We start from the raw sequence: 25,462 nt of genomic DNA on the forward strand, positions 1-25,462 counted from the left end.
TTTGTGTCGTGCGCGTCGCTTGCTTGCCAATTCGGGGGGTTAGGGCGACTCCGCACGCTGCGGGACGGTAACAGCAAAGGGCTGTTAACCCTACATTCACCGAAAGGATACTCTTTTTAATGACTACGTTTACGGAACTTGGGCTAGGCGAAGCGACGTTGCGGGCAATTACTGAACTTGGCTATGAAGAACCAACCCCAATCCAAGCCCAAAGTATTGGTTTGATGCTCAGTGGCAAAGATATTATCGCTCAAGCACAAACAGGCACCGGCAAAACAGCAGCTTTTTCGTTGCCAACAATTGAACGCATCGACCCCAAGGCCATGGGTGTGCAAGCCTTGATCTTGACCCCAACTCGCGAATTAGCCGTCCAAGTCTCGGATGCTATTTCGGCGTATGGCAAATATTTGAACATTCGCGCCTTGCCAGTTTATGGTGGTCAGCCAATTGATCGCCAATTACGAGCTTTGAAGCGCGGCGTTAATATTGTGATTGGTACGCCTGGCCGTTTGATGGACCACATGGAACGTGGCACGCTTGATCTTTCAACCGTGCGCACCGTGGTGCTCGACGAAGCAGACGAAATGCTCAACATGGGCTTTGTTGACGATATTGAATATATTTTGGAACGCGCGCCCAAAGATCGCCAAACTGCGCTGTATTCGGCAACCATGCCCGATGAAATTGCTCGTTTGGCTCGCAAATACTTGAATTCACCCCAAATGGTGACGATTGAGCGCGAACAATTGACCGTGCCCCAAATTCGCCAAGTTTATTACGAAATTGGCGCACGCGATAAATTTGAAGTCTTAACCCGCATCCTCGACCTTGAAATGCCAACCTCGGCGATTATTTTCTGCCGCACCAAGGCGATGGTCGATGAGCTTGGTGAAAAATTGTTGGCTCGCGGCTATGGGGCTGAATTGTTGCACGGCGATTTGAGCCAAGCAATGCGCGACCGCGTGATGAAACGCTTCCGCGAAGAACAAGTTGAAATCTTGGTTGCAACCGACGTAGCTGCCCGTGGTTTGGACATCGAACATGTCAGCCACGTAATTAACTACGATATTCCGCTTGATCCAGAAGCCTATGTACACCGGATTGGCCGCACCGGTCGGGCTGGCCGTTCAGGGGTTGCGGTTACCTTGGTAACGCCTCGCGAACGCCGCCAATTGCGCACGATCGAGCGCATGACTGGCTCGCCAATTCAACGCTTGCGCTTGCCAACGATTGCCGACGTGGTGGCTCGCCGCCGCGAAGCCTTCAAGGACAACTTGCGCGAGTTGATTGAGCAACACAACGAACACGGTGGTTTGGAGCAATACTTGGTCTTGGCCGAAGAATTGGCCGAACAATATTCACCAACCGATTTGGCCGCTGCCGCTTTCAAAATGATGCTCGGCGAACCAGATTTGACCGCCGAAGATCCATTGGAAATGGTCGAAGATGAATCAACCTTCGATGCACGTCGTGGCGATCGCCGCGATAGCCGCGATAACGGTCGCCGTGGTGACCGCCGCGAACGTGGTGGTGACCGGCCTGGCGAACGGACTGGCGACCGTGCTGCCCGCGCTCCTCGCACCGGCGATCGCAATGGTGGTGGCCGCTCGTTCCGCGAAGAAGGCATGACCCGCTTGTTTGTGGACATTGGCCGCGAACAAGGTGTACGCCCTGCTGATATTGTGGGCGCAATTGCCAACGAATCTGGCTTGCCAGGCCGCGCGATTGGAGCAATCGACATTTTCGATAACTTCACCTTTGTCGATGTGCCAGACGATGCCGCTAACCGTGTCTTGGCTGCGCTTGGCCGAACCCAAATTCGGGGCGTGAAAATCACCCCAACCTTGGCTCGCCCACGCCGCTAAAATCGTTTATCCGTCCAGTGCTCCGGCTCCTTGGTTGCTACCAAGGAGCCGGTTTTGGTTAACGTATAATTGCGCCAACTATTTTAGTGAGGTTGGCAATGCAACTTGATCTACTCGAACGCTTGCAGCAATGGCGTACCCCAGTGCTGGATCAGCTGTTTTTATGGGTAACCAACATTGGCGGCGAGGATTTTTACCTGTTGTTAGGGCCAATTATCTTTTGGTGTGTTGGTATCAACTTGGGTGTGCGCTTGCTGCTGATGCTGCTTGGTTCGTTTTATACAAATGCCTGGCTCAAAGATTGGTTTGATACGGTTCGACCTGCGGCTGCCTATCCAGAGCGCTTCCCGCTGAGCGAGGCCGCCAAAGCAACCGCGCTTAATCCCGATGGTTCGTGGATTCCTTCGTTTCCCAGTGGTCATGCCCAACATACCTTGGTTTTTTGGGCGTTTGTTGGGTTGTGGCTGCGACAACGCTGGGTTTGGGCTTTGGCGGGCCTGATGATTGTGCTGGTGAGCTTTTCACGGCTCTATCTGGGTGTGCATTGGCCAATTGATGTGCTTGGTGGCTGGTTTTTTGGCAGCTTGATTGTGGTTGCCAGCATCTATCTTACGCCACTGATTAGCGCTTTGCCACCGAAAACCCAAGAAGGTTTGGCGTTGGGGTTGGCTGCCATTTGTTTGCTTGGGTTAATGCTTGATTCTGGGGCTGATCGGGTCAAGATGCTGGGCTTTTTGGCTGGTTCATTGGGCACATTGGGTTTGCAACAGCGCTATGCTCAATTTCAAGTGCGCAGCGTTTGGTGGCGCCAATTAATGAAAATCATCATTGGCATTAGTGTCGTGTTTGTGCTGAGGGCAGTGCTCAAAAGTATCTTGCCCGAAACGCTATTGGCCGATGGCTTGCGCTATTTGATTATTGGGATGTGGACGACCTTTGGCGCGCCATTGGTCTTTCGGCTGACGCTAGCTAAACCTGGGGCAACACCAGCCTAATCTGTGCCCCGCCTTCAGGCCGATTGCTAAAGTGTGCAGTGCCACCGTGAAGCATCGCAACATGGCGAATTAAGGGCATGCCCAAGCCGCTGCCACCGATTTTGGTTGTCCAGCCCAAGGCCTGATTTAACGATTGGGCCTGGTTCAAATGATCGAGTAAATCGTTTGGAAAGCCCTTGCCTGTGTCGTAAATAACAATTGTAGTTTGCTGCGCTGTTTGCTCAACCTGAATGAAAATTTGGCCTTCGCCAGGGTAGCGCAACAGCGCCTCAAATGCATTTTGTAAAATTGTATGTACTGCTAAACGCAAAAAAAGTGCATCGCCAATCACAATGCACTCAACAGGACAAGCGAGCTGAATTGTTGAATTAAGCCCATGGCGTTGCATTTCTGCTTGGCTTTCGGCCTGTTCGCTTTGCAGCAAGGGCAAAAGTTGAATCGGCATGCGTTGTTGGGGCAGCAATTGGCCTTCGCGCGTAAGTACTAGCAATTCAGTCGTCAGTTGGCGAATTGAATCGGCAGTGCTTTGGAGCACGCTTACCAATTCTTGCGGCTGAATTGTCGATTGTTCAAGCGCTGGGCGTTCGCTAAGCTGTTGATTGAGCATTGGCAGCAACACATCAAGGCTATTGCTATATGAACGTAATTCGTGCTGAAAGAAGCGCATAAATTGGCGAACTTGTTGCTCTTTGCTCAATTGGGCTTCGGTTTTGACTCGCGCTTTGGCAAATTGCACAGCTTGCGAGGTTACGCCCCAAAGCATCAAAAACTCCAAAATATTAAATGCGATAATTGCTGGGGTAAATACTTGCCAACCACCAGCGTGCAGTGAGGCCACAATCGTCACGGAGAGCGGGTAAAAGGCGATTGGCCACCAACGCCGACTCGCTAACATGGCCATCAAAATCGGCAACATGGTCAAAACCACCACCGCTGCATCTGAAGGAATTGTGGCCAGCACATAAAAACATGCTAAGGTCAGCACTGCTACCACAATCCAGCGCGGCCACATCGCGCTTTGTTGGCGGAACATCCACCAAGCCAAGCCACCCAAACAGAGCGCCACCCCAAAATCAAGCAAGATAACGCCTGTTGGTGCGCCACCATAATCCAAATTGAATGCGCCCATAATACCAATCAGCCCAGTAAACAAGGCCAAAATTGCTGTTAAGGTCGCAAATGGATCGGCACCATGGACAATATCCTGCCACCACTGTTTCATCCAGCGCCATCCACGGGCTTTCCAGCTGAGCGGTGCTTGCTTGGGCATAGATTTGCTTTCTTGCAATCAGGGTGAGTGCGGCTAAAGGTTTTATTAATGATTAACTCTAACACTTTTTAATAGTTTATTAATCCTATCGTGATCTAGTTCCTTTTGAAGCGCGTACAAAGCTTGTTGCGCCTAGCCAATACCTAGCACTTAGTCCTATCCAAAATAAGTCCTTATGGCTACTTGTGGCAGCTAAATAGATCATGATTTAATAGCTCTATCCACAGTAACTGTTATCAATTGTTGCCGTCATTTTGTTCACCAATTGTCTTTTGGCTTATTAAAATAATTGAAATAAGGAGCCAGATTATCCCAACTCTGTATTATCGACGCAGGATTCTTCACGCTCTACCGCCGCGTTCTGCAATTCATCGTAACACTACCTCTTGTTATGCAGTACAGCTGTTTCTAGTTATTGAATCCGTTAGTCTTAATGACTAAGACGGGAGCAGTATATGAGTATGTACGCTGATACTATTGGAGATATAGTAAGCCAATTGAATCGACACCATGGTTGGCAATTAGATGGGGCAGGATGTCAGCTTCTTTGCCAGCGCAGTTGTGAAATTTTGCAACGCAATCCCGCCTCAAATCCAGCCAAATATCCCGATATTGTTACCAATATCTATCACGATTATGCCACTGTTGCCGCTGCTTGCGATCCGCAACATCCCCATCACGAAATTATCTGGGTTTCAATTATGGATGAGATTCTGAGCTGGTATCGCTGCAAACGCTTCTCATTGGGCAATGGCTCTCAATTATGCGAGCATTCACCAGATTTAGTCGCCTACGAGAATGTTAAGCGTTCGTTGCCGCAGTTTCGTTTTGAAGCTCGCTTACGCAGCTATATCCACACCATTGCCGATCGGGCAATTATCCATTGGTGGCGAGCCAAAGATGCCAAGAAACATGGCGGCTCTGGTGGCCGCAGAATTCATGAAAGCGCCAATGTGTATACGCCAAAACCCCAAGATCAAACCTATTATCTGAGCCAAAGTAGTGGTCGCGACTGTCAACGTGAGTTAGGCGATACTATTGCTTCTCCCGATCTTCTGCCACACGAGCATGTTGAGCGCTGTGAACTCCAACGGCATATGGCTGCTGAAGTTCACGCGATGGTCGATGATCCGTTGTATCCAATTGCCCAGCAGTATTGGTATGCCTTGTTGTGCGAGGATAACAACATTACTGCCTTGGCCAAACAGCTTGGTTTGCAAGCCAACGAGCTGTACAATTTGCGCGATCGGCTACGGCGGCGTTGTAAACCATTTTTAGTCCAATGGTTTTTAGCCTAAGTTTCTACCAATTGGGTTTTTAAGCCAACCAGCTTGCCAGCACTATCCTTGCCCAAAATATAGGCATCAATGTTAATTTCGCCCAGCCGATAGACCTGAATGTCAGTTAATTCGGCCTTGAGCACTTCGACCAACTGCTGAAATTGGCTAACTGTCGCTTTTTCGGCCTCGCCATGCCAATCTTGCACGCTGGTAGCATTTTTAAAGAATTGCTCAAGGCTAATGGTTTGGATCGGCTGGCCATTAGCGAGCGCTTCGGGGCTGAATGGAGTCGTCGCATCCCAGGTATAGGGCGTGAATGGCGCATCGGTTTCGCTCATCATCTGCAAGCCATCGGCTGCGGCAGTAATGTTCTCTAGACTTGTTTTGGCCACAAGAACTCCTTGTTTAAGTCGAATTGGGCTGATCCGCCCGCGACGTGGACGACGAAAGGACATAGGCTGCTCCAGCTATCATTGGCTGAATGCGGCTAGTATAGGGCATTTTTCGCGCCAACAAAAGCCCCCATCACGCTACTGATGGGGGCTGAGTTTGATTGATTTAGTTGAAAATCAGTTTGCCTGCATCGACATCGACGCTTACGCTTGTGCCTGCTGGGAAGCGACCTTTGAGCACTTCCAAGGCGAGCGGGTTGAGCAGCTCGCTTTGTACAGCGCGTTTGAGTGGCCGTGCCCCAAAGACTGGATCATAGCCAACGTGGGCGAGATGTTGGCGGGCTGCTTCACTCAGGACTAATTTGAGTTTGCGTTCGCTCAAGCGTTTGCTTAGCCGATCAACCTGAATATCAACAATATGCTTGATTTCAGCTTGGGTCAATGGCTTGAAGATAATCACATCGTCAATCCGATTGAGGAATTCTGGGCGTAGCTCGTCGCGTAATTCTTCCATTACTGCTTCGCGCATTGCTTCTTCATCATCAACCAAACTTTGAATGCGGCTACTGCCAATGTTCGAGGTCATAATCACCACCGAATTGGTAAAATCGACCAAGCGGCCTTGACCATCGGTTAAGCGACCATCATCGAGCAATTGCAACAGCGTGTTGAACACATCAGGATGGGCTTTTTCAATTTCATCGAACAGCACCACGCTATATGGGCGACGGCGCACGGCCTCGGTCAATTGGCCGCCTTCTTCATAGCCAACATAGCCTGGAGGCGCACCAATCAGCCGGGCGACAGCGTGGCGTTCCATATATTCCGACATGTCGATCCGGACCATGGCTGCTTCGTCATCGAACAAAAATTCAGCTAAGGCCCGGGCCAACTCGGTTTTACCAACCCCGGTTGGCCCGAGGAAGAGGAACGAACCAAGTGGTCGATTGGGATCTTGCAAACCTGCCCGCGAACGGCGCACTGCATCGGAAACGGCTTTGACCGCTTCGTGCTGGCCAATAATGCGGGCATGCAGCCGTTCTTCCATTTTGACCAGCTTTTGCAGCTCGCCTTCCAAAAGTTTGGAAACCGGAATACCAGTCCATTTGGCGACAACTTGGGCAATATCCTCTTCGGATACTTCTTCGTTGAGCAGCATGCCATGTTCTTGCATATCGCGAACTTTGGCTTCGGCCTCGCCGAGCTGTTGCTCTAAGGTATTGAGCGTGCCATATTGCAACTCGGCGGCGCGGTTGTAATCGTATTGGCGTTGGGCCTGCTCAATTTGCACCTTAGTTTGGTCAATTTTTTCCTTTAGTTGAGCGATGGCGTTAATTGCGCCGCGCTCACTCGAAAGCTTGGTATCCAGCACCGCTTGTTGTTCGCGCAAGTTGGCCAAATCGCGTTCGAGCCGCTCCAAACGCTCCTTGGACGCAGGATCTTTTTCACGTTTCAAGGCTTCGCGTTCTATTTCCCATTGCATGCGTTTGCGCTTGATCTCATCAAGTTCAACCGGATCGCTGGTAATTTCCATGCGCAGTTTGGCAGCAGCTTCGTCGATCAAGTCAATTGCTTTATCAGGCAAGAAACGATCGGCAATATAGCGGTTGGATAAGGTTGCTGCGGCCACAATTGCAGCATCGGTAATCCGCACATTGTGGTGCGTTTCGTAGCGTTCTTTCAAGCCACGCAAAATCGAGATTGTATCTTCAACCGTTGGCTCTCCGACCAACACAGGCTGGAAGCGGCGCTCCAAGGCTGGATCTTTTTCAATATATTTGCGATATTCATCGAGTGTGGTTGCGCCGATGGTGTGCAATTCGCCGCGAGCCAAAGCTGGCTTGAGCATATTCGAGGCATCCATCGAGCCTTCGGCTGCGCCTGCGCCAACCACGGTATGCAACTCATCGATAAACAAAATTACGCGGCCTTCGGCGTTGGTAACTTCGCTGAGCACTGCTTTGAGCCGTTCTTCAAACTCGCCGCGAAATTTCGCGCCAGCGACCAACGCGCCCAAATCGAGCGCAATCAAGCGTTTGTTGCGCAAGGCTTCAGGCACATCACCGCGCACAATCCGCGCAGCAAGGCCTTCGACGATGGCAGTTTTGCCAACACCTGGTTCGCCAATGAGCACTGGATTATTTTTGGTGCGGCGTGAAAGCACCTGAATCGTGCGCCGAATTTCTTCATCGCGTCCGATCACGGGGTCAAGCTTGCCACGCTGAGCCAAGGTCGTTAAATCGCGGCCATATTTTTCGAGCGCCTGATATTTGCCCTCGGGATTTTGGTCGGTAACCCGTTGATTGCCGCGAATGGCAGTTAAGGTTTTGAGAATTGCATCTTTGGTAATACCAAACGATGTGAGTAAACGCTGAGCTGGCCCTTTGGCGCGCTCGCTGGCGAGGCCAAGCAAAAGGTGCTCGGTCGAAACATACTCATCGCCCATGCCTTTGGCTTCATTTTCGGCAGTCTGCGAAACTTGATCAAGCCGTTGGCCGATGCCAGGCTGCATTTGGGTGCCACTGACACGTGGCAAACGCCGAATTTCATCGTTAAGCGCCGCAACTAAGGCTTGCGGATCGCGATCCATTTTCGTGATAATTTGCGGAACCACGCCATCTGCTTGTTCGAGCAAGGCCACAAGCACATGTTCTGGTGTGATTTCGCTTTGGCCATTGCGAGAAGCGATGCTTTGGGCATCAAAGATAGCTGCGCGTGATTTTTCGGTGTAAATATTCAAATTCATGAGTGCGAAACCTCCCTATTCAGTTGTAACTGCGCTAAGCATAGCAGAGCGATGTTAAAAATATAGTAGGCCACTATTAGAAGATTGTCTGAACATAATCGTTGTTTGGTTTCAGCAAAATATCAGCATATGGTTGGTATTTTTGCGCTATGCTAAAGCGGCGTTGATCGGCTTGACAAGTAGCGTAGAGCATAGGAGCCATGGCAATTGGCATGATGCCCGTTTTCAGCCAGCATATGCTACAATTGAGCCTATGAAAGCACGTATTCCTGCCATTTTAGAGCCTGATAGCATCGATGTGGTGAGCCATGGGCCAGCCCACACGGTGCGGATTGGTCAGCAAATCGGCGCAGCCTTAACTGCTGGCGATTTAGTGCTGTTGTTTGGGACGTTTGGCGTGGGCAAAACCCACTTAACCAAAGGCATTGCCAGCGCATTTGGTATCCCTGAAGCAGACGTTACCAGCCCAACTTTTGTTTTAGTCAATAACTATACTGCCGATAAAACCCATGGCCGTACCCGCATTCACCATATTGATCTGTATCGACTTGAGGGCAATGCCAAAGATTTCGATTCGATTGGTTTGGAAGAATTATGGGACGATAGCGCCATTTGTGTGATCGAATGGGCCGAGCGGGTTGCCGATTCGTTGCCCAGCGAATATCTGGAAATTCGGATCGATCACTTGGCCGAAACCAAACGCATGATGCGGCTCAAACCGCATGGCGAGCGCTATAAACAATTGATTCAGCGCTTACGTGGTAAATAGATCAGGCTTATTGCCTGGGTTATTAGATTGAGATTGCGTTATGTTACTTGCCTTTGATACCGCCACCGACACTGCTGGCGTAGCGATTTATGATGCTCAGGGTTTACGTGCAGAAGCCAATTGGTTTGCTGGGCGTGGTCATTCAACCCAGCTCTTGCCAATGGCGCAACAGTTGCTCAGCAACCTGGATCTGACTCCTGCTGAATTAACTGGCGTTGCCGTTTCGGTCGGGCCTGGCTCGTGGAGCGGCATTCGGGTTGGCATGAGCAGCGCCAAAGGTTTAGCCTTGGCCCACGATTTGCCCTTGCTCGGCATTAGCAGCCTTGAAACCTTGGCCTATCCACATCAACGGATTGGGCGCAGCGTGGTGGCGGTGATCAAACTTGGCCGCGATCGCTATGCCATGGCTGAATTTCGCTTGCGCCGCGCTTGGATGCGGATTGGCCAAGAGCGCAATGTTTCGCGGGATGAACTGTTGGCGGCGATTCCTGAATTGGCGTTGGTCTGCGGCGATGTCGACCCACGCTTGGCCTTGGCAATCAACGAAGCTCGTGGAGCTGGAGTGGTGATTCCATCGCCAGCAGTTGGTTTGCGGCGGGCAGGCTTTGTGGCCGAGCTGGCTTGGAATCGGCTGCAAGCAGGCGAACGCGACGATTTGACCAGCTTAGAGCCTTCGTATTTGGGGGCGGCGGTCAAGGAGTCGACCAAGTGAAAAGCATCCAGCGGGTGTTGATCTTTGGCTCGATGGGTTCGGGCAAAAGTACGCTGGCAAAGCGACTTGGCGCTGTATTAAATTTGCCAGTCATCCACCTTGATAGCTATTTTTGGCGGCCAGGCTGGGTTGAGCCAGATCGCGAGACGTTCCGAGCGCAACAACGTGAATTGGTGCAAGCGTCACAATGGATTATGGATGGCAATTATTCAGCGACGCTTGATGAACGTTGGCCCTACGCTGACACGGTGATTTTTCTCGATCAGCCGCGTTTGCGTTGCTTGTGGCGGGTGATTAAACGCCGAATTATGTATCATGGGCGTTCGCGGCCTGATTTGGCGGCAGATTGCCCAGAAAAACTTGATTGGGTTGCCTTCGACTTTGTTTGGACGTATCCACGGATTCGGCGTCCAAGGACGTTAGCCGGTTTGGCGGAAGCCAGAGCAAATAAATTGGTTTTTCATCTACGTGGTGATGCGGCGATTGAGCAATTGCTCCTTGATCTCTCGCAGATGTCAGCGTAGCAGTCTCCTGCGCACGGAGGTTTATCGATGAGTGCATTATCACGCTTTGAACAATTTATGGAAGGCATGGTTGAAGGCAATGTGGCGCGCTTGTTTCGCAGCCCAATTCAACCAGCTGAAATTGGCAAGCGCCTTGAACGGGCGATGGAAAGCCAACAAACGATTAGTATGGATCGGATTTTGGTGCCGAATGCCTATAAAGCGCATTTGCACCCTGACGATTACAAAGCCTTTGAGCCGGTTAAAACCAATTTGCAGCATGAAATGGCTCGCTACTTAGCTGAGCTAGCCCGTGAGCGTGGTTTTACGATGGTGCATCATCCGAATGTGGAGTTGGTGGCTGATCCAGCGGTGAAGCAACGCTCAATTATGATCGATGGCCAAATCAGCGAAGCGCCAGCTCATCTTGGCGGCAGCACTCAGATGATTGGGCCAACTGGGGCGGCGATTAGCGGCCAACCAACCCCGCCGAAAGCCAACTTAATCTTGTATACTGACCAAGGCGAACACCGCATCCCAGTTAAAAAATCGGTGACCAATTTAGGTCGCGGTTTAAACAACGATTTGATTCTTGAAGATAGTCGCGTTTCGCGCGAGCATGCCCAGCTGCGCTATCGGGCGCGGCGCTTCTGGATTAGCGATGTGCGTTCGACCAATGGCACGTTTGTCAATGGTGATCCGGTGCAAGAACGGGAACTGCGCAACGGCGACATTGTGTCGCTTGGTGGTTTGGAATTGCGTTTTGAGGAGGCCTAAATGGGTCAGAGCATCACCAGTGCTACGCTTGATTTTGTGATCTTGCTGTTACGAATTAGCGTGATCTTTTTCTTGTACTTCTTTTTATATCAGGTAGTACGGGTTATTCGACGCGAATTGCAGGTAGTTGGCACTGGAACTGGTGGTGCGGGCGTGCTGGCGGGAGCGGCGCAAAATTTGTATGGCAAGTTAATTGTCATGTCGAGCGGCGATACTGGCTTGCAGCGCGGCTATGCCTTTGAGCTTGGTGCAGTGAATATGATTGGGCGGCGGCCTGATAGCGATGTAGCCCTAAACGACTCATTTTTATCCTCGGAGCATGCCTTGTTGGAATGGCGCGGCGATAGTTGGTGGCTAGAAGACCAGCGTTCGACCAACGGCACCTTTATCAACGACATTGAAGTAGCCGACCCAACCCCGATTGTCTATGGCGACATCATTCGGATTGGGCGGATTGAGCTAAAACTCTCCCGTTAAGTGCCTTCAGCAGCATTGAGCTTGGCTTGATGCTGCTGCCCTTTTTTAGCCCAAAAATCCCCATGCACGACTGCTTGCTAACGCCCCAGATGAGAACTTGACATAATTTAATTTTTTAGAAATAGCTGATTATAAAGGGCTAAAAACGACCTCTTGAGGGGTGAAAGGTATTTGTCAGTTTAATCTGCCTGTGATATACTTCGCAATGGCTGCACGGTGTTAGTGCAATTGTGTACAGCGAGTACTGGGGCTACCCGTCTCGCTCTTTGTGTGTTTGTAACGGGCATCACTAGGAGACCGACCTATGCTTACAAACTATGCGTTTATCGGAATCTTCGCGGTTGCCGCGATTACCTTTCCGCTTTTGCCTCTGGTGCTGTCGTCCTTTTTACGACCAAATCGCCCAACACAGGTTAAACTTTCGACCTACGAGTGTGGTTTGGAGGCGATTGGCGACATCTGGGTCCAGTTCAAAGTTCAATACTACTTGTATGCTTTGGCCTTTGTGATCTTCGATATCGAAACGGTCTTTTTGTATCCATGGGCAGTGGCTTATGGGCAACTGGGCTTGTTTGCCCTCTTTGAAATGGTGGTCTTTTTAGCAATTCTGACCATCGGTTTGGTGTATGCCTGGAAAAAAGGCGCACTTGAGTGGATCTAAACGACGAATAGGGGCGTGACGGCGCGGAGGCGGCGCGACTGCGCTAGGCCTTGGCCTACTTCAATTCACCAATTTGCCCGGAGGGCGTATGTCTGATCTACAAACGCAAATGGATCTTGAGCAGCAGGGGGTGCTGTTTACGACCATCAATAAGCTGTACAACTGGGGTCGCCGCTCTTCGGTGTGGCCGATGCAGTTCGGGTTAGCTTGCTGCGCGATTGAGATGATTGCTGCAGCAGCTTCGCGCTATGATATTTCGCGCTTTGGCTCGGAACTCTTTCGCGCCTCACCCCGCCAAGCTGACGTGATGATCGTTGCTGGAACTGTGACCAAGAAAATGGTGCCACAGGTTGTTCGTTTGTTTAACCAAATGCCCGAACCACGCTATGTGATTTCGATGGGAGCGTGTGCGACCTCTGGTGGCCCCTTCCGCGATGGCTATAACGTGGTGCGCGGGGTTGATTTATATGTGCCTGTTGATGTGTATATTCCAGGCTGCCCACCACGGCCAGAAGCGTTGTTGCACTCGTTGATGACCTTGCAAGCGCAAATCGATGTCCAAGCGTTGCAACAAGTGCGCTGGTATGGCGATGACGAAGGCGTGGTCAACGAGTTTCCAATTCCGGTCTTTGGTGCTGAAGGCTTGGAAGTTGCGGGCATCCCTGGCACTGCCGACCCAGTTGGCGGCACGCCAAAAATGCCGCCGTTTGTTAGCCCAGCCTTGGGTGGCAAAGGCGAACGCGACGCATCAATCAAGGCCTTGGAAGGCAATCAGCCCAAACCAATGTTGCGGGCTGGCACGGTAACGATCGAGGAGGTAGGCCATGGCATTGCTGGCTAGAGGCGAACTGCGCTCGATCCTGCAAACCGAATTGCCCAACGTGCTCGATAGCCGTTGGGATACCCAAGCAACCGACCAAGCAGAAGCCCATGGCGAAGGCCAAACCGTGCTGCTCGATTTCGACGCAGTGGTTAAGGCGGAGGCGATTGTCGAGGTTGCTCATTTCGTCCGTGATAAATTTGGCTACGATTTCCTTTCCAACATCACTGCGGTCGATTACCTCAAGCATGGCATCATTGAATTGGTGTATCAATTTTATAATGCTGCTGAAGGTGGCCCCGACCTGCGGGTGCGGGTGCGGATTGGTCGTAGCCCAGAAGAGTGCATTGTTCCATCGCTAACGCCTACATGGCCTGGTGCCGATTTGCAAGAACGCGAAGCCTACGATATGTATGGCGTGGTGTTTCCTGGCCATCCAAATCTGGCACGGATCTACATGTGGGATGAGTTTAAGGGCTTTCCAATGCGGAAAGACTTCCCCAAGACGGGCGATAAATATACCCACGTCACGGGAGAATAGTCAATGCTAAAGACTGAAGAACTGCAAATTAATATTGGTCCTCAGCACCCTTCAACTCACGGTGTGTTCCGGATGCTTGTTACCGTCGATGGCGAAACCTTGGTTGACCTTAAACCAGTGTTTGGCTACTTGCATCGTAATCACGAGCAGCTTGGTGAAGTAAATACCTATTTGCAAAATATGCCCTTCACCGACCGCCTTGATTACTTCAACTCGATGGTCAACAACCATGCCTACGCCCGTACCGTTGAGACGCTTGCCGGCGTTGAAGTGCCTGAACGCGCCCAATACATTCGCGTCATTATGGATGAGCTTTCGCGAATTTTGAACCACGCTACCGCAATGGGCTTTATGCTCGGCGACATGGGCGCGTGGCAAACTGCATTGCTCTGGGGTATGCGCGAACGGGAAAAGATTCTCGACATGTTTGAATATGTGTCGGGTGCTCGCATGATGTGTAACTACTGCCGCTTTGGTGGCGTGGTGCGCGACATCGACGATTGGTTTATCACTGAATTGAAGAAGTTGATGCAGGGTCTACCGCACTACTTCGACGATTTCGAAGGCTTGCTGCTCAACAGTGAAATTCTTTTGGCGCGCGCGCGCAACATCGGCGTGTTGCCCAAAGAGTTGGCGCTAGCCTATAGCGTGACTGGCCCAGTGCTGCGTGGTTCAGGCGTTGCCTACGATATTCGCAAAGCCGAGCCATACGCCGTCTATGATCGCTTCAAGTTCAAAGTGCCAGTTGGCACCGTGGGCGATGTTTACGATCGCTTCTTGGTGCGGATCGCCGAAATGCGCGAATCGTACAAAATTCTGGAGCAAGCGCTCGAACAATTGCCCGATGCAACTGGCGGCTTTATCAATCCCAAAGTCAAGCAACAAAGCCTCAAGGCTCCTGCTGGCGAAGCCTATGCCCGGGTTGAATCACCCAAAGGCGAGCTAGGTTTCTATGTGGTGAGTGATGGCACGGGCAGCGCCTATCGCTATAAAGTCCGCGCCCCATCATTCATCAACCTCTCGGCCTTGGCCGATATGTGCAAGGGCTACACGATTGCCGACGTTGTGGTTATCTTGGGTAGTATCGATATCGTGATGGGCGAGGTAGACCGATGACGTTGAGCCATTTAGCAACTGAAGACGTGTTTGTTGTTGAACGCAATGACGCGGATTTTCGGGGTGGTCAGGGGATGACCAAGGGCTTGGGAATTGTGTTTCGCAAATTCCGCAAAGCTTTGTTTGGCAAGCCCAACAGCGACCGCGCCGATACCGAAGGCCAATTCAACGTGCAGTATCCCGAAGAGCGGCTAGCGATTCCTGAAGCCTATCGTAATATGCCAATTTTGCTCTACGATGATGCAACTGGTCATGAATTGTGTACTTCGTGTTTCCAATGTGAGCGGATCTGCCCTCCTCAGGTGATTCACATTACCCAAGCCAAAGATCCCGCTACCGGCAAGCCAGTGCCAGCCGCCGCCAAATTTGTGTTGGAATACGACACCTGTATGTCGTGTGGCTACTGTGCTGAAGTCTGTCCATTCGATGCAATCAAAATGGACCACGATTTTGAATTATCAACTGCTAACCATCCAGAGCTTGATGTAGATTACAACCGCTTGTTGCGCCCCGTTTCCTACTACGAAACGATTGCGCCAACCATGTGGTCGGAAGTCAAAGAACAAGCAATGAAGAAGTTGCAAAACAATATCAAACGTCGCCCAGGCGATATTGGTCGCGACCATGGTCAAAAGATCAAGGGTGGTGCACCAGTCGCCGCCGCTGCAACTCCAGCAGCAGGCGCAGCTCCAGCAGCAGGCGCAGCCAAGCCCCGTGGTCCTGTGGCCGCAATTGGCAAAAACATGTCGGAAGACAAAACCGCCAAGTTGCTGGCAATTCGGGCCGCTAATGCTGCCAAGCGCGGTGGCGGTGCGGCAGATGCTGCGCCAGTCGCTCAAGCTGCGCCAGTGGTTGAAACCGTGGCCGATGCGCCAGCAGCAGCAAGTGCTGCGCCAACTGGCCCAGTTGCGGCGATTGGCCAAAACATGTCAGAAGACAAACGTGCCAAACTTGAGGCAATTCGCGCTGCGAAACGTGCCCAACGAGGAGAATAATCGATGGCTGATGCACTAACACAACTAGGCTTTGCATCATGGCTGAGTGTTCTGATTGCCAGCATCATTAAAGTAACCCTCATTCTCGTGGGCGGTTCAGTTGGCATGATGTTCCTGACCTGGTATGAACGTCGCTCGATTTCGTATATGCAAGACCGCCGTGGCCCCAACCGCGTCGGCCCGCAAGGGTTGTTGCAGCCAATTTCCGAAGCCATCAAAACGATGACCAAGGAAGATGCAACTCCGCGCGATGCTGATAAAATTGTGCACTTTTTGGCTCCAGTGGTGATGCTGGGGGCCACCGTGCTGTCGTTTGCGGTCATTCCGTGGGGGCGTATGTTCCCCGTCGATTTGAACGCAGCAGTGTTGTTTGTGATCGCCACTGGCGGCTTGCACAGCATCGGCATGATGATGGCTGGTTGGGGTTCCAACAATAAATTTGCCTTGCTTGGCGGGATGCGCGGGGTTGCGCAATTGATCAGCTATGAAATTCCCCAAGTTATGGCAATTATCCCAGTGGTTTTGATGACCGGCTCGATGTCGCTGCAAAAGATTGTCGAAGCCCAAAACGATTTTGCTGGCTTGGGCTGGTATGTCTTTTCGCCAGTGGGTTTATTGGGTTTTGCCTTGTTCTTCACGGCTAGTTTGGCCGAAGGCGAACGGACACCCTTTGACATTCCCGAAGCAGACTCGGAAATTATTGCAGGCTATATGACCGAATATAGCGGCATGAAGTTTGCGGTCTTCTATCTTTCAAACTACATGAGCAACTTGGCAGTGTGTTTTATCACCGCAACCTTATACCTTGGTGGCGGCAATGGACCTGGCGTTGATGCGCTTGGTGGGATTGCTGGCGGTTTGCTCTCACTCATCTACTTCCTGCTCAAGTCCTTCGCGCTGTTCTTTGTGATGGTGTTGATCCGTGCGACTGTACCACGCTTGCGGGTTGACCAACTGATGAGCTTTGCTTGGAAGTTCTTGCTGCCCTTGGTTTTGGTCAACATTCTGAGCGCCTCGTTCTGGGTAGCATTGCTGCGCTGGGACCAACAATGGCCGAAATTGACCGAATGGTTTGGCGCGCCAAGCACTGCTGACGCGACCAACTGGGGTCGTTTGGCGATTGCCATTGTGCTGACCTTGTTGATCAACGCGGGAGCTGTGGCGCTGATTATGCGCCTGACCAACCGCAACGTTCAGAAACACTTATACACAACCGACGAAGAACTTGCTCTTGGATTATCGTAAAAGCGCAAGCGTGAAGGATGGGGCGGTTGCTCCATCCTTCATACGGAAGGACTAGCTTGATGAACCCGATTGCGATAGGTGTTTTTATTGTCATCGCACTGCTGACGCTCGGTTCGGGCATTATGGTCGTGACAGTTAGAAACATCATCCACTCAGCATTATGGCTGATTGCCTCGTTTATCGGGGTGGCAGCGCTCTATTTGCTGATGGAAGCTGAATTTTTAGCAGTTGTTCAGATTTTGGTCTATGCGGGGGCTGTTTCAATCCTCGTATTGTTTGCTATCATGCTCACACGCCAAGTTACTGGTGAAGGTGTGCGCGTGGTGTTTGAGCGCTGGTGGGTAGCCCTGTTAATTGCTTTGGGGCTATTCGGGGTGATTGTGCCAACCCTCTGGAAGCACGGCGCTACCTGGGAAGAAGCAGCAAAACTGGCCCAAGTTGGCCCAGCTCCGGTTGAAGGAGCAGCCAATAGCCTGCAAGTTGCGACCGCGACCGAAATTGGGCGCTCGTTTATGGGCGAATATCTCTTGCCATTCGAAGTTGTGTCAGTCTTGTTGCTGATGGCTTTGATTGGGGCAGTGGTCATTGCCTATGAAGAACGAACCCGCCGTCGTCGTGTGCTGACCTTGGCCGAAGAACTGGCGTTGAAAAAACGTGGGATTGTCGAGCCACGGGATGCTGAAGGCGCGGTTGTGCCACGCGAAGCCGAAGCTGCGGTTATTCTGCTCGATTCCGAACAGGCATAAGGAGAAAACGATGGTTGGTTCTGTCCCATTAGTGTGGGTGCTTACCCTCGCTGCCGGATTGTTCTGCATCGGCCTGTTTGGGGCGCTCTCGCGGCGCAACATCGTGGGGATGCTGATGGGGATTGAGTTGATGTTGAATTCAGTCAACATTAACTTAGTTGCTTTCTGGCGCTACCTACAACCAACTGGCACGGCTGGCTTGATCTTTGCAATTTTTACCATCGCAGTTGCCGCTGCTGAAGTGGCGGTTGGTTTGGCAATGGTGATTGCAATCTATCGCGCTCGCCTGACGATTAACGCTGACGAAATAGATACACTTAAAGGATAGTGACGGATTGCAAAGGCCGGCGAGAGTGCGAACCACTTTGACCACCCTTTGCAATTCGTCCCGAAGTAGGGGACTGATCAATGCCGTTTTTTGATCTTGCGTGGTTGATTCCGCTGCTGCCATTGGCAGCATTTGTGTTGATCACCCTCGTGCCACCGATTGGGCGCTCGCGCAAAGCGTCGTATACCACGGCGTTAGTGTTGCTTGGGCTGGCTACGGTGATTGCCTGGGGTGTTTTGGCACAATCGATCAGCGAAGGATTCCCTAGTGCTCCGTTGGTTACCAGTGTTGCCGCTGAAGCTGGCCAAGAACCAGCGAGCGAAGGCGCTGCCGCCGAAGGCGGCCACGAAGCAGTTGAAGTTCCAACATTTGGGAATTTCTATCATAAATCGTTTGCATGGGCACCAGATGGCTCAGGGTTTTTCAACTTTGGCTATCGCTTAGATGGTGCTACGGTGCTAATGTTGGCGATGGTGACGTTGGCTGCGTGGTGTATTCACCTCTTCTCAGTGGGCTATATGGCTCACGACGAATTCCCCGCAGGCCACCAACGCCAATCGCGCTTCTTCTCCTATATTGCGTTGTTTACCGCTTCGATGTTGGGGATGACGCTGGCAGATAACTTATTGCTGTTCTTTATCTGCTGGGAGTTGATGGGTCTGTGTTCGTTCTTGTTGATTGGCTTCTGGTTCTTCAAGCCTTCGGCCCGCGAAGCTGCCAAAAAAGCCTTTATCACCACCCGGATTGGTGATGTGGGCATGATGTTGGGGATGATGTACATCTACAACAAATCTGGCTCGCTGACCTTCGGCCACGAAGCAGGCCAAATCTACAACGGCGAATTTTTGGAAAGCATCAAAACTGCTGCGAGCTTGATTCCTGGGGTTAGCGCTGCTTCATTGATGGCATTTTTGGTGTTCCTTGGCACGGTCGGCAAATCGGCGCAGTTTCCGCTGCACGTTTGGTTGCCCGATGCGATGGAAGGCCCAACGCCTGTTTCGGCGCTGATTCACGCTGCAACCATGGTTGCGGCTGGGGTGTTCTTGGTCATTCGGACGTTCCCAATCTTTGCGGTGAGCGATGTGCTGCCAGTGGTCGCCTTTATTGGCGCATTCACGGCCTTGTTCGCAGCCTTGATTGCGGTCGCCCAATATGACATCAAGCGCATTCTGGCCTTCTCGACCTTATCGCAGCTTGGTTTCATGGTGGCGGCGTTGGGGATTGGCGCTTGGGTTGCAGCCTTGTTCCACTTGCTGACCCACGCTTTCTTCAAAGCACTGTTGTTCCTTGGCTCTGGCTCGGTCATCCACGGGATGGAAGCAACAGTTGGCCATGATCCTGATAAAGCTCAAGATATTCGTAACATGGGTACCTTGCGCAAATTCATGCCAATTACCTTCTTAACCTATATGGCTGGTTTCTTCGCCTTGATTGGGATTCCACCGTTTGCTGGGTTCTGGTCGAAGGACGAAATTATCCTTGATGCCTTTATCAAGCACCATTATGTGGTGTATGGCGTATTGACCGCTGCTGCCTTCTTGACGGCGTTCTATATGACGCGCCAAATTGTGGTGGTGTTCTTTGGCAAGTTCCGTGGCTACGAACCACGCAAAGCTGTAGTGGCTGCCGTGCATGGGCATGATGATCACGGCCATGGCGACCATGACGACCATCACCACCATCACGAAGCGCATGATCCCCACGAATCGCCACGTTCGATGACGATTCCGTTGATGATCTTGGGCTTATTTGCGGTGTTTGCTGGGTTTGTCAACGCAGGCTTCTTGGGCATTCACTGGTTTAGCGACTATGTGAACCCAGGTGGTGAGATTCCTGATCCTAGCTATATGGTGGCAGGGATTGCCACGGCGGTTGCTTTGGTTGGGGCTGGCTTAGGTGTCTTGACATATCGCAACGCCTTCAAAAATGCCAACGATCGCGACCCCTTGGCTGGCGCTTTGGGGCCAATCTGGACGGCGCTGGAAAATCGCTTCTACATCGACCAGATTTACGATAAAACCTTTATTGCCCTGACCTACGGCGCAGGCTGGTTGCTGAACTGGATCGACCGCCATGTGGTTGATCGGGTTGTTAACTTGACTGGCTTGGTGACCTTGTTCATTGGCCGCGTCAACTTCATCATCGACGACTTCTCGCTGAATACTGTCACCGACGATATTGGCGAAGGCACGATTACGGTGGGCGACGGCGTGCGTCAATCGGCCACGGGCAAGATTCAAGACTACGGTGCCTACATCTTTGGTGGCGTGGTGCTGTTGGCCTTGATTTATATGTATGCCTTCTAGGAGCGTGAGCGAATGCTGAACGAATTTATCAAATTCAGTGATTGGAGCATCACCACGCTAATTGCCCTTTCGCCATTGGTGGGGATGTTGCTGGCGTTGGTATTTCCCAAGCCAGCCGAAAATAGCCGCACCATCGCGTGGGGGGTGTTTGCGTGGAGCTTGGTGCCACTCGGACTCACGCTCTTTTTGTGGCTAAGCGGCGGTTTTAATCCAGCCCTCGCTTCGGTCACTGGCGATCAAGCCATGATCCAGCAAGTGGATCGGGTGCGCTGGGTTCCGTTTTTCAATGCTGACTACTTTGTTGGCCTTGATGGCATGAACTTTCCACTGGTGTTTTTGACAACTGCTCTAACGCCAGTCTGTATCTTGGCGGCCTTCCGCATCAAACAACGCCAAAACGTCTATTTGGCTTTGATGTTGTTGTTGGAATCGGCTATGTTGGGCTATTTCGTATCGCTCAACTTCTTGCTGTTGTTCCTGTTCTGGGAATTCAGCTTGGTGCCAATGTTCTTTATCATCAACAACTGGGGTGGCGAAAACCGCCGCTACTCGGCCTTCAAGTTCTTCGTGTACACGATGGCTGGCTCAGTTGGGATGTTGATTATTTTCGAATTTATCTACTTGGCAACTGGCACCTTCGATTTGGTGGTGCTCTCGCGCTTGGCGCAGGGCTTGCCAGTCGATCCAGCCTTGCTTGCACCAAAATTGGGTGCTGGCTATAGCAATGGCGCAACCCTGCAATCGATGTTGTTCAGCGCCGTGCAAGATGTTGGCCTGACCAGCGTTTTGGGCAATAGCAATGGCACGCCAGCAGCGATTATCTTCTGGTGTATCTTTGTGGCGTTTGCGGTGAAATTGGCAGTTTGGCCATTGCACACGTGGCAGCCAGATACCTACGAAAATGCCCCAACCAGTGGCTCGATGATTGTTTCGGCAGTGATGTCGAAAATGGGCGCCTATGGCATGATTCGCTTGATGATTATGCTGTTCCCCAAACAAACCAATCACTTTGCGCCAATCTTGGCAATCTTTGCCTTGGCGAGCATTTTGTTTGGCGCATACGCTGGCTTGGCTCAAACCAATCTTAAGCGTTTGATTGCCTACGCATCGATTAACCACATGGGCTATGTGTTGCTTGGTTTGGCGGCAGCAGCTTCGGCAGCGCCAGAAAGCTTGGGCAACCTAGACGTGGCTATTCGTACCTCGGCCTTGAACGGGGTGCAAGCCCAGATGGTTGCCCATGGTTTCAGCACCGCTGCCTTGTTCTTCCTTGCGGGCGAACTCTACGAGCGGACTGGAACCTACCAGCTTGATCAATTTGGCGGCTTGCGTAAAGTTATGCCAATTTTTGCTGGGATTATGGGTGTGGCGATGTTTGCCAACCTTGGTTTGCCTGGTTTGGCTGGCTTCGTCGGCGAATTCTTTATTTTCCGTGGCGCGTGGGGTACGCAGCCAGTTATCACCACAATTGCCGTCTTGGGCTTGATTGTGACCGCTTTGGTGCTGATCCGCATGTATCAAAAGATTTTCTACGGACCAGTCAACCACAAGCTAACTAATTTGCCAGACATTAAAGTTGGTGATTGGGCCTTCAACGTGACCCTACCGTTGATTATTGTGCTGTTGGTGTTTGGGATTTACCCCAAGCCACTGATGGATTTATCAAACTACGCAGCCACGGTGATGGCTCAGGTGTTTACAAGCCTGTAACGTGGACGGAGTTAAACGATGCATTTGATCGAAAGTTTGCCAACGGGCATTCCGTACCTGAGCCTCATCTGGTTAGTTCCCTTACTTGGGGCTTTGGTGATTATGTTTTTGCCCAAAGAGCAAAAACAAGCCATGCGGATTATCTCGGCAGTGGTTGCAACGATCTCGTTTGGCCTCGGCTTGTTGGTCTTCTTTGCCTACGACCCCAACGCAGCGGGCTATATGGGTACGAAGATGCAGTTTGTCGAGAAGCTCGATTGGGTTCCGCAGCTCGGCATGTCGTATTTGGTCGGCGCTGATGGGATCAGCTTGCCCTTGATTGTTTTGAACGGTTTGGTGATTTTCACTGGCACGTTCATCTCGTGGAACATCGAAGATCGGGTCAAGGAATATTTCGTTCTACTGCTCTTGTTGGTAGTGGGCGTGTACGGCGTGTTTATGGCGCTGGACTTGTTCCTGATGTTCGTGTTCTATGAATTGGCTGTGTTGCCAATGTACCTGCTGATCGGGATTTGGGGTTCGACGCGCAAAGAATATGGCGCGATGAAACTTACCATTTACTTGATGGTTGGTTCGGCAGCCTTGATGATTGGGATGGTGGCGATTTACGTTGTGGGCGGGACCTTTAATATGGTCGAGCTTTCACAACGCGTTTTCAGCCTCGAATTCCAAAAAATCTTCTTCTTGCCAGTCTTTGTTGGCTTCGCGGTGTTGGCGGGGATGTTCCCCTTCCATACCTGGTCGCCGACAGGGCACGTGGCTGCTCCCACAGCGGTTTCGATGCTCCACGCCGGGGTGTTGATGAAGCTGGGAGCTTATGGTGCATTACGGGCAGCGCTCTGGCTCATGCCCAATGGCGCCCAATTCTGGTTACCAGGCATTGCAGTCATGACCTTGATGAACGTCGTGTATGGGGCATCAATTGCGATGGTCCAGAAAGACTTCAAATATGTGATCGGCTACTCATCGGTGAGCCACATGGGCTTGGTGATGTTGGCCTTGGCTTCGATGAACGAAACCGCGCTCAACGGCGCAGTGATGCAAATGTTTGCGCACGGCGTGATGACCGCCTTGTTCTTTGCGGTGGTTGGTCGGATGGTCTATGAACGGACGCACACCCGCCAATTGCCCGAACTTGGTGGCTTGATGAAAGTGATGCCATTTGCCTTTGTGGTCTTTATCATCGCGAGTCTCTCGTCGATGGGGATGCCGGGCACGGCTGGCTTTATGGCAGAGTTCACGATCTTTACTGGCGTGATGAACCAATATCCCTTGGTTGCAATTGTCGCGGCCTTGTCGATTCCGATTACTGCCGCCTATGTCTTGCGAGTTGGCTATATGGCATTTATGGGCGAGGTCAAAGACCCGCACTACCATGACCTGCCGCCGCTAACATGGCAAGAAAAATTCTCAGGCACGGTTTTGGCCATTGTGGTGATTGGGGTTGGTTTATTCCCAAGCATCATCATGGATTACATTGCAACCGGTGTCCAGCCAATCGCCCAGCGCATGATTGATCTAGCAGGACGTTAGGGAGGAATGACGTGAATTTTCAAATAGCTGATTTTACGCGGCTCATCCCTGAGTTCTTGATCCTGGCGATTGCAGCCTTGGTGTTGCTTGGCGATGTTCTGACGCGCTGGTCGAAGGGTAAAGAAGCCTTAGCTGAACGCACGGGCGAAGCGATTGCCATGACCTTAATGGGCTTGGGCTTAGCTTTCGTGATGGTCTTGATCCAAGGTGGCTTCTTCAATTGGGTGCAGATTGGCGATTGGAAATTCTATAATTTCAGTATTTTCCAAAATCTGCGTACCAGCGGCCTCGATGGCAGTATTCTGGGCGGGGCATTTGTGGTTGATCCACTGACCCACATTGGGCGCTTGATCTTCATCGGCGCAGCCTTTGTGACGGTGGTGTTGACTGGCAAAGCCAAGCCTTCGAACAACCCAGCCGAGTTCTATGCCTTGATCTTGTTTGCAACCCTTGGCATGATTTTCATGACCGCTGGCGGCGAATTGATCATGATTTACCTTGGCGTTGAGTTGACCAGTATTCCGCTATATGTGTTGGCAGGCTACTTTCGCCGCGACCCTGTTAGCAGCGAAGCTGGGGCAAAATATTATATCTTCGGCGCGCTTTCATCGGCAATCTTGCTGTTTGGGATGAGCTTGCTCTTGGGCTTGACCTTGATGAATGGTCAGACCATGAATGCTACTCCAACCAGTTTGAGCTCGGTGAAAACCGCAGTTGAGTTGGCATTTGCTAACCCTGAAGGCCCAAGCCAAGGCGTTGCGATTCTGGGGCTATTGTTTATTCTTGCAGGGATGGCCTACAAGGTAGCAATTGTGCCGTTCCACGCTTGGTCGCCAGACGTGTACCAAGGTGCGCCAACCTCGATGACCGCCTTTATCTCGACCGCCTCAAAAACTGCTGGCTTCTTCTTGATCTATCGGGTGCTGGTAACTGGCTTCGATGCGCCAAGCATTATGGGCACGGCAGCAATTGGCGCACCCACGAGCTTTGGCGGTTGGACGAGCTTAGTTGCGATTCTGGCATCGGTGACGATGTTGGTTGGCAACTTGGCAGCCTTGCCCCAAACCAATGCCAAACGCATGCTTGCCTATTCATCAATTGCCCAAGCTGGCTTCTTAATGTTGGGCTTGGTTGGCACCCAACGCGATAGTAGCGTCTCGCTCTTGATGTACTTGATTGCCTACACCGTTACTAACTTGGTAGCCTTTGGGATCTTGGCCTTGGTCGAAGATAACGTTGGCGGCACCGACTTTAGCAATTTGAATGGCTTGGGTCGGCGTTCACCTGGCCTGACCTTGCTCTTGACGGTTGCAATCTTGTCGTTGGCTGGGATTCCACCGCTCTCAGGCTTCTTTGTGAAGTTCTACGTCTTTATTGCCGCTTGGCAAGAAGGTGCGAAGTGGTTGGTAATCTTCGCGGTGAGCAACACCGTCATCAGCTTGTACTACTATTTGCGCTTTCTCAAGGCCATGTATTTTGCGCCTGCGGAAACCGAAGAACCAATCAAGGTTGGTTTTGGGCCTGGCATTGTCATGACCGCCCTGACCTTGTTGATCTTTGGGTTGGGGATTGTGCCAACCTGGTTGTACGGCGTGCTTGAACAAGCAACAATTCGGATTGGTGCCCGCTAAAAGCTTCGCTTAGACAAACAATCGCTCGCTCGCCTTGTGCGCAG

Annotated in this window: 23 protein-coding genes; 20 read left to right on the forward strand and 3 right to left on the reverse strand. The window is 51.5% G+C overall.

Annotation, left to right across the window (positions count from 1 at the left end):
* The first annotated feature begins 119 nt into the window (after positions 1-119).
* Positions 120-1,865 (forward strand): DEAD/DEAH box helicase, encoded by a 1,746-nt coding sequence (locus SE18_RS21820; protein ID WP_054536590.1) that lies wholly within the window; start codon positions 120-122, stop codon positions 1,863-1,865.
* Between the two features lie 98 nt (positions 1,866-1,963).
* Positions 1,964-2,860 carry a phosphatase PAP2 family protein gene (locus SE18_RS21825; protein WP_054536591.1) on the forward strand — a complete coding sequence of 299 codons (897 nt, stop codon included), beginning with the start codon at positions 1,964-1,966 and terminating at the stop codon, positions 2,858-2,860.
* Here the strand turns inward: SE18_RS21825 and SE18_RS21830 are convergent.
* The gene (locus SE18_RS21830) at positions 2,835-4,130 is read right to left on the reverse strand and encodes a sensor histidine kinase (RefSeq protein WP_054536592.1); all 1,296 of its coding nucleotides are present in this window, start codon (positions 4,128-4,130) and stop codon (positions 2,835-2,837) included. The two genes, SE18_RS21825 and SE18_RS21830, sit on opposite strands and share 26 nt — an antisense overlap.
* Positions 4,131-4,585: 455 nt before the next feature.
* On the opposite strand from SE18_RS21830, the gene SE18_RS21835 reads away from it, so the two are divergent.
* Positions 4,586-5,428, forward strand: coding sequence for a hypothetical protein (locus tag SE18_RS21835; RefSeq protein WP_152976719.1), 843 nt, complete (start codon positions 4,586-4,588; stop codon positions 5,426-5,428).
* Here the strand turns inward: SE18_RS21835 and SE18_RS21840 are convergent.
* Positions 5,425-5,865 carry a nuclease A inhibitor family protein gene (locus tag SE18_RS21840; RefSeq protein ID WP_083470073.1) on the reverse strand — a complete coding sequence of 147 codons (441 nt, stop codon included), beginning with the start codon at positions 5,863-5,865 and terminating at the stop codon, positions 5,425-5,427. The genes SE18_RS21835 and SE18_RS21840 overlap by 4 nt on opposite strands.
* 103 nt (positions 5,866-5,968) lie before the next feature.
* Positions 5,969-8,548 (reverse strand): ATP-dependent chaperone ClpB, encoded by a 2,580-nt coding sequence (gene clpB, locus SE18_RS21845; protein ID WP_054536595.1) that lies wholly within the window; start codon positions 8,546-8,548, stop codon positions 5,969-5,971.
* Between the two features lie 253 nt (positions 8,549-8,801).
* Between clpB and tsaE the strand changes: the two genes are divergently transcribed.
* From tsaE to SE18_RS21930, 17 genes are all read left to right on the forward strand, one after another.
* Positions 8,802-9,317, forward strand: coding sequence for a tRNA (adenosine(37)-N6)-threonylcarbamoyltransferase complex ATPase subunit type 1 TsaE (gene tsaE / locus SE18_RS21850; RefSeq protein ID WP_054536596.1), 516 nt, complete (start codon positions 8,802-8,804; stop codon positions 9,315-9,317).
* Positions 9,318-9,357: 40 nt separating this feature from the next.
* Positions 9,358-10,029, forward strand: coding sequence for a tRNA (adenosine(37)-N6)-threonylcarbamoyltransferase complex dimerization subunit type 1 TsaB (gene tsaB, locus SE18_RS21855; protein ID WP_054536597.1), 672 nt, complete (start codon positions 9,358-9,360; stop codon positions 10,027-10,029).
* A complete protein-coding gene (locus tag SE18_RS21860; RefSeq protein ID WP_054536598.1) occupies positions 10,026-10,553 on the forward strand; it encodes a P-loop NTPase family protein in 528 nt (175 codons plus the stop codon). Before tsaB ends, SE18_RS21860 begins: the two co-directional genes overlap by 4 nt.
* A 27-nt stretch (positions 10,554-10,580) precedes the next feature.
* Complete coding sequence (locus SE18_RS21865) at positions 10,581-11,309, forward strand: FhaA domain-containing protein (protein ID WP_054536599.1); 729 nt, start codon at positions 10,581-10,583, stop codon at positions 11,307-11,309.
* Complete coding sequence (locus SE18_RS21870; protein ID WP_012192498.1) at positions 11,310-11,786, forward strand: FHA domain-containing protein; 477 nt, start codon at positions 11,310-11,312, stop codon at positions 11,784-11,786.
* A gap of 304 nt (positions 11,787-12,090) precedes the next feature.
* Entirely contained in the window at positions 12,091-12,447 is a 357-nt protein-coding gene (locus SE18_RS21875; protein WP_054536600.1) for an NADH-quinone oxidoreductase subunit A, read from the forward strand.
* Between the two features lie 88 nt (positions 12,448-12,535).
* Positions 12,536-13,288, forward strand: coding sequence for an NADH-quinone oxidoreductase subunit B (locus tag SE18_RS21880; RefSeq protein ID WP_054536601.1), 753 nt, complete (start codon positions 12,536-12,538; stop codon positions 13,286-13,288).
* Positions 13,272-13,808, forward strand: a complete 537-nt coding sequence (locus tag SE18_RS21885) for an NADH-quinone oxidoreductase subunit C (protein WP_054536602.1) — start codon at positions 13,272-13,274, stop codon at positions 13,806-13,808. Before SE18_RS21880 ends, SE18_RS21885 begins: the two co-directional genes overlap by 17 nt.
* Positions 13,809-13,811: 3 nt before the next feature.
* Positions 13,812-14,924, forward strand: coding sequence for an NADH-quinone oxidoreductase subunit D (locus SE18_RS21890; RefSeq protein WP_054536603.1), 1,113 nt, complete (start codon positions 13,812-13,814; stop codon positions 14,922-14,924).
* Positions 14,921-15,919 (forward strand): 4Fe-4S binding protein, encoded by a 999-nt coding sequence (locus SE18_RS21895; protein WP_054536604.1) that lies wholly within the window; start codon positions 14,921-14,923, stop codon positions 15,917-15,919. Before SE18_RS21890 ends, SE18_RS21895 begins: the two co-directional genes overlap by 4 nt.
* Positions 15,920-15,922: 3 nt before the next feature.
* Entirely contained in the window at positions 15,923-17,164 is a 1,242-nt protein-coding gene (gene nuoH / locus SE18_RS21900; RefSeq protein ID WP_054536605.1) for an NADH-quinone oxidoreductase subunit NuoH, read from the forward strand.
* A 59-nt stretch (positions 17,165-17,223) separates the two neighbouring features.
* Entirely contained in the window at positions 17,224-17,910 is a 687-nt protein-coding gene (locus tag SE18_RS21905; RefSeq protein WP_054536606.1) for an NADH-quinone oxidoreductase subunit J family protein, read from the forward strand.
* Positions 17,911-17,920: 10 nt separating this feature from the next.
* On the forward strand, positions 17,921-18,238 hold the full coding sequence (gene nuoK / locus SE18_RS21910) for an NADH-quinone oxidoreductase subunit NuoK (protein ID WP_054536607.1): 318 nt from the start codon (positions 17,921-17,923) through the stop codon (positions 18,236-18,238).
* A gap of 80 nt (positions 18,239-18,318) precedes the next feature.
* Complete coding sequence (gene nuoL, locus SE18_RS21915; protein ID WP_054536608.1) at positions 18,319-20,544, forward strand: NADH-quinone oxidoreductase subunit L; 2,226 nt, start codon at positions 18,319-18,321, stop codon at positions 20,542-20,544.
* A gap of 12 nt (positions 20,545-20,556) precedes the next feature.
* A complete protein-coding gene (locus tag SE18_RS21920) occupies positions 20,557-22,254 on the forward strand; it encodes a complex I subunit 4 family protein (protein ID WP_054536609.1) in 1,698 nt (565 codons plus the stop codon).
* An 18-nt stretch (positions 22,255-22,272) separates the two neighbouring features.
* Entirely contained in the window at positions 22,273-23,787 is a 1,515-nt protein-coding gene (locus SE18_RS21925) for a complex I subunit 4 family protein (RefSeq protein WP_054536610.1), read from the forward strand.
* Between the two features lie 11 nt (positions 23,788-23,798).
* Complete coding sequence (locus SE18_RS21930; RefSeq protein WP_054536611.1) at positions 23,799-25,418, forward strand: NADH-quinone oxidoreductase subunit N; 1,620 nt, start codon at positions 23,799-23,801, stop codon at positions 25,416-25,418.
* Positions 25,419-25,462 lie beyond the last annotated feature (44 nt).

This window comes from Herpetosiphon geysericola, assembly GCF_001306135.1.
GTDB lineage: Bacteria > Chloroflexota > Chloroflexia > Chloroflexales > Herpetosiphonaceae > Herpetosiphon > Herpetosiphon geysericola.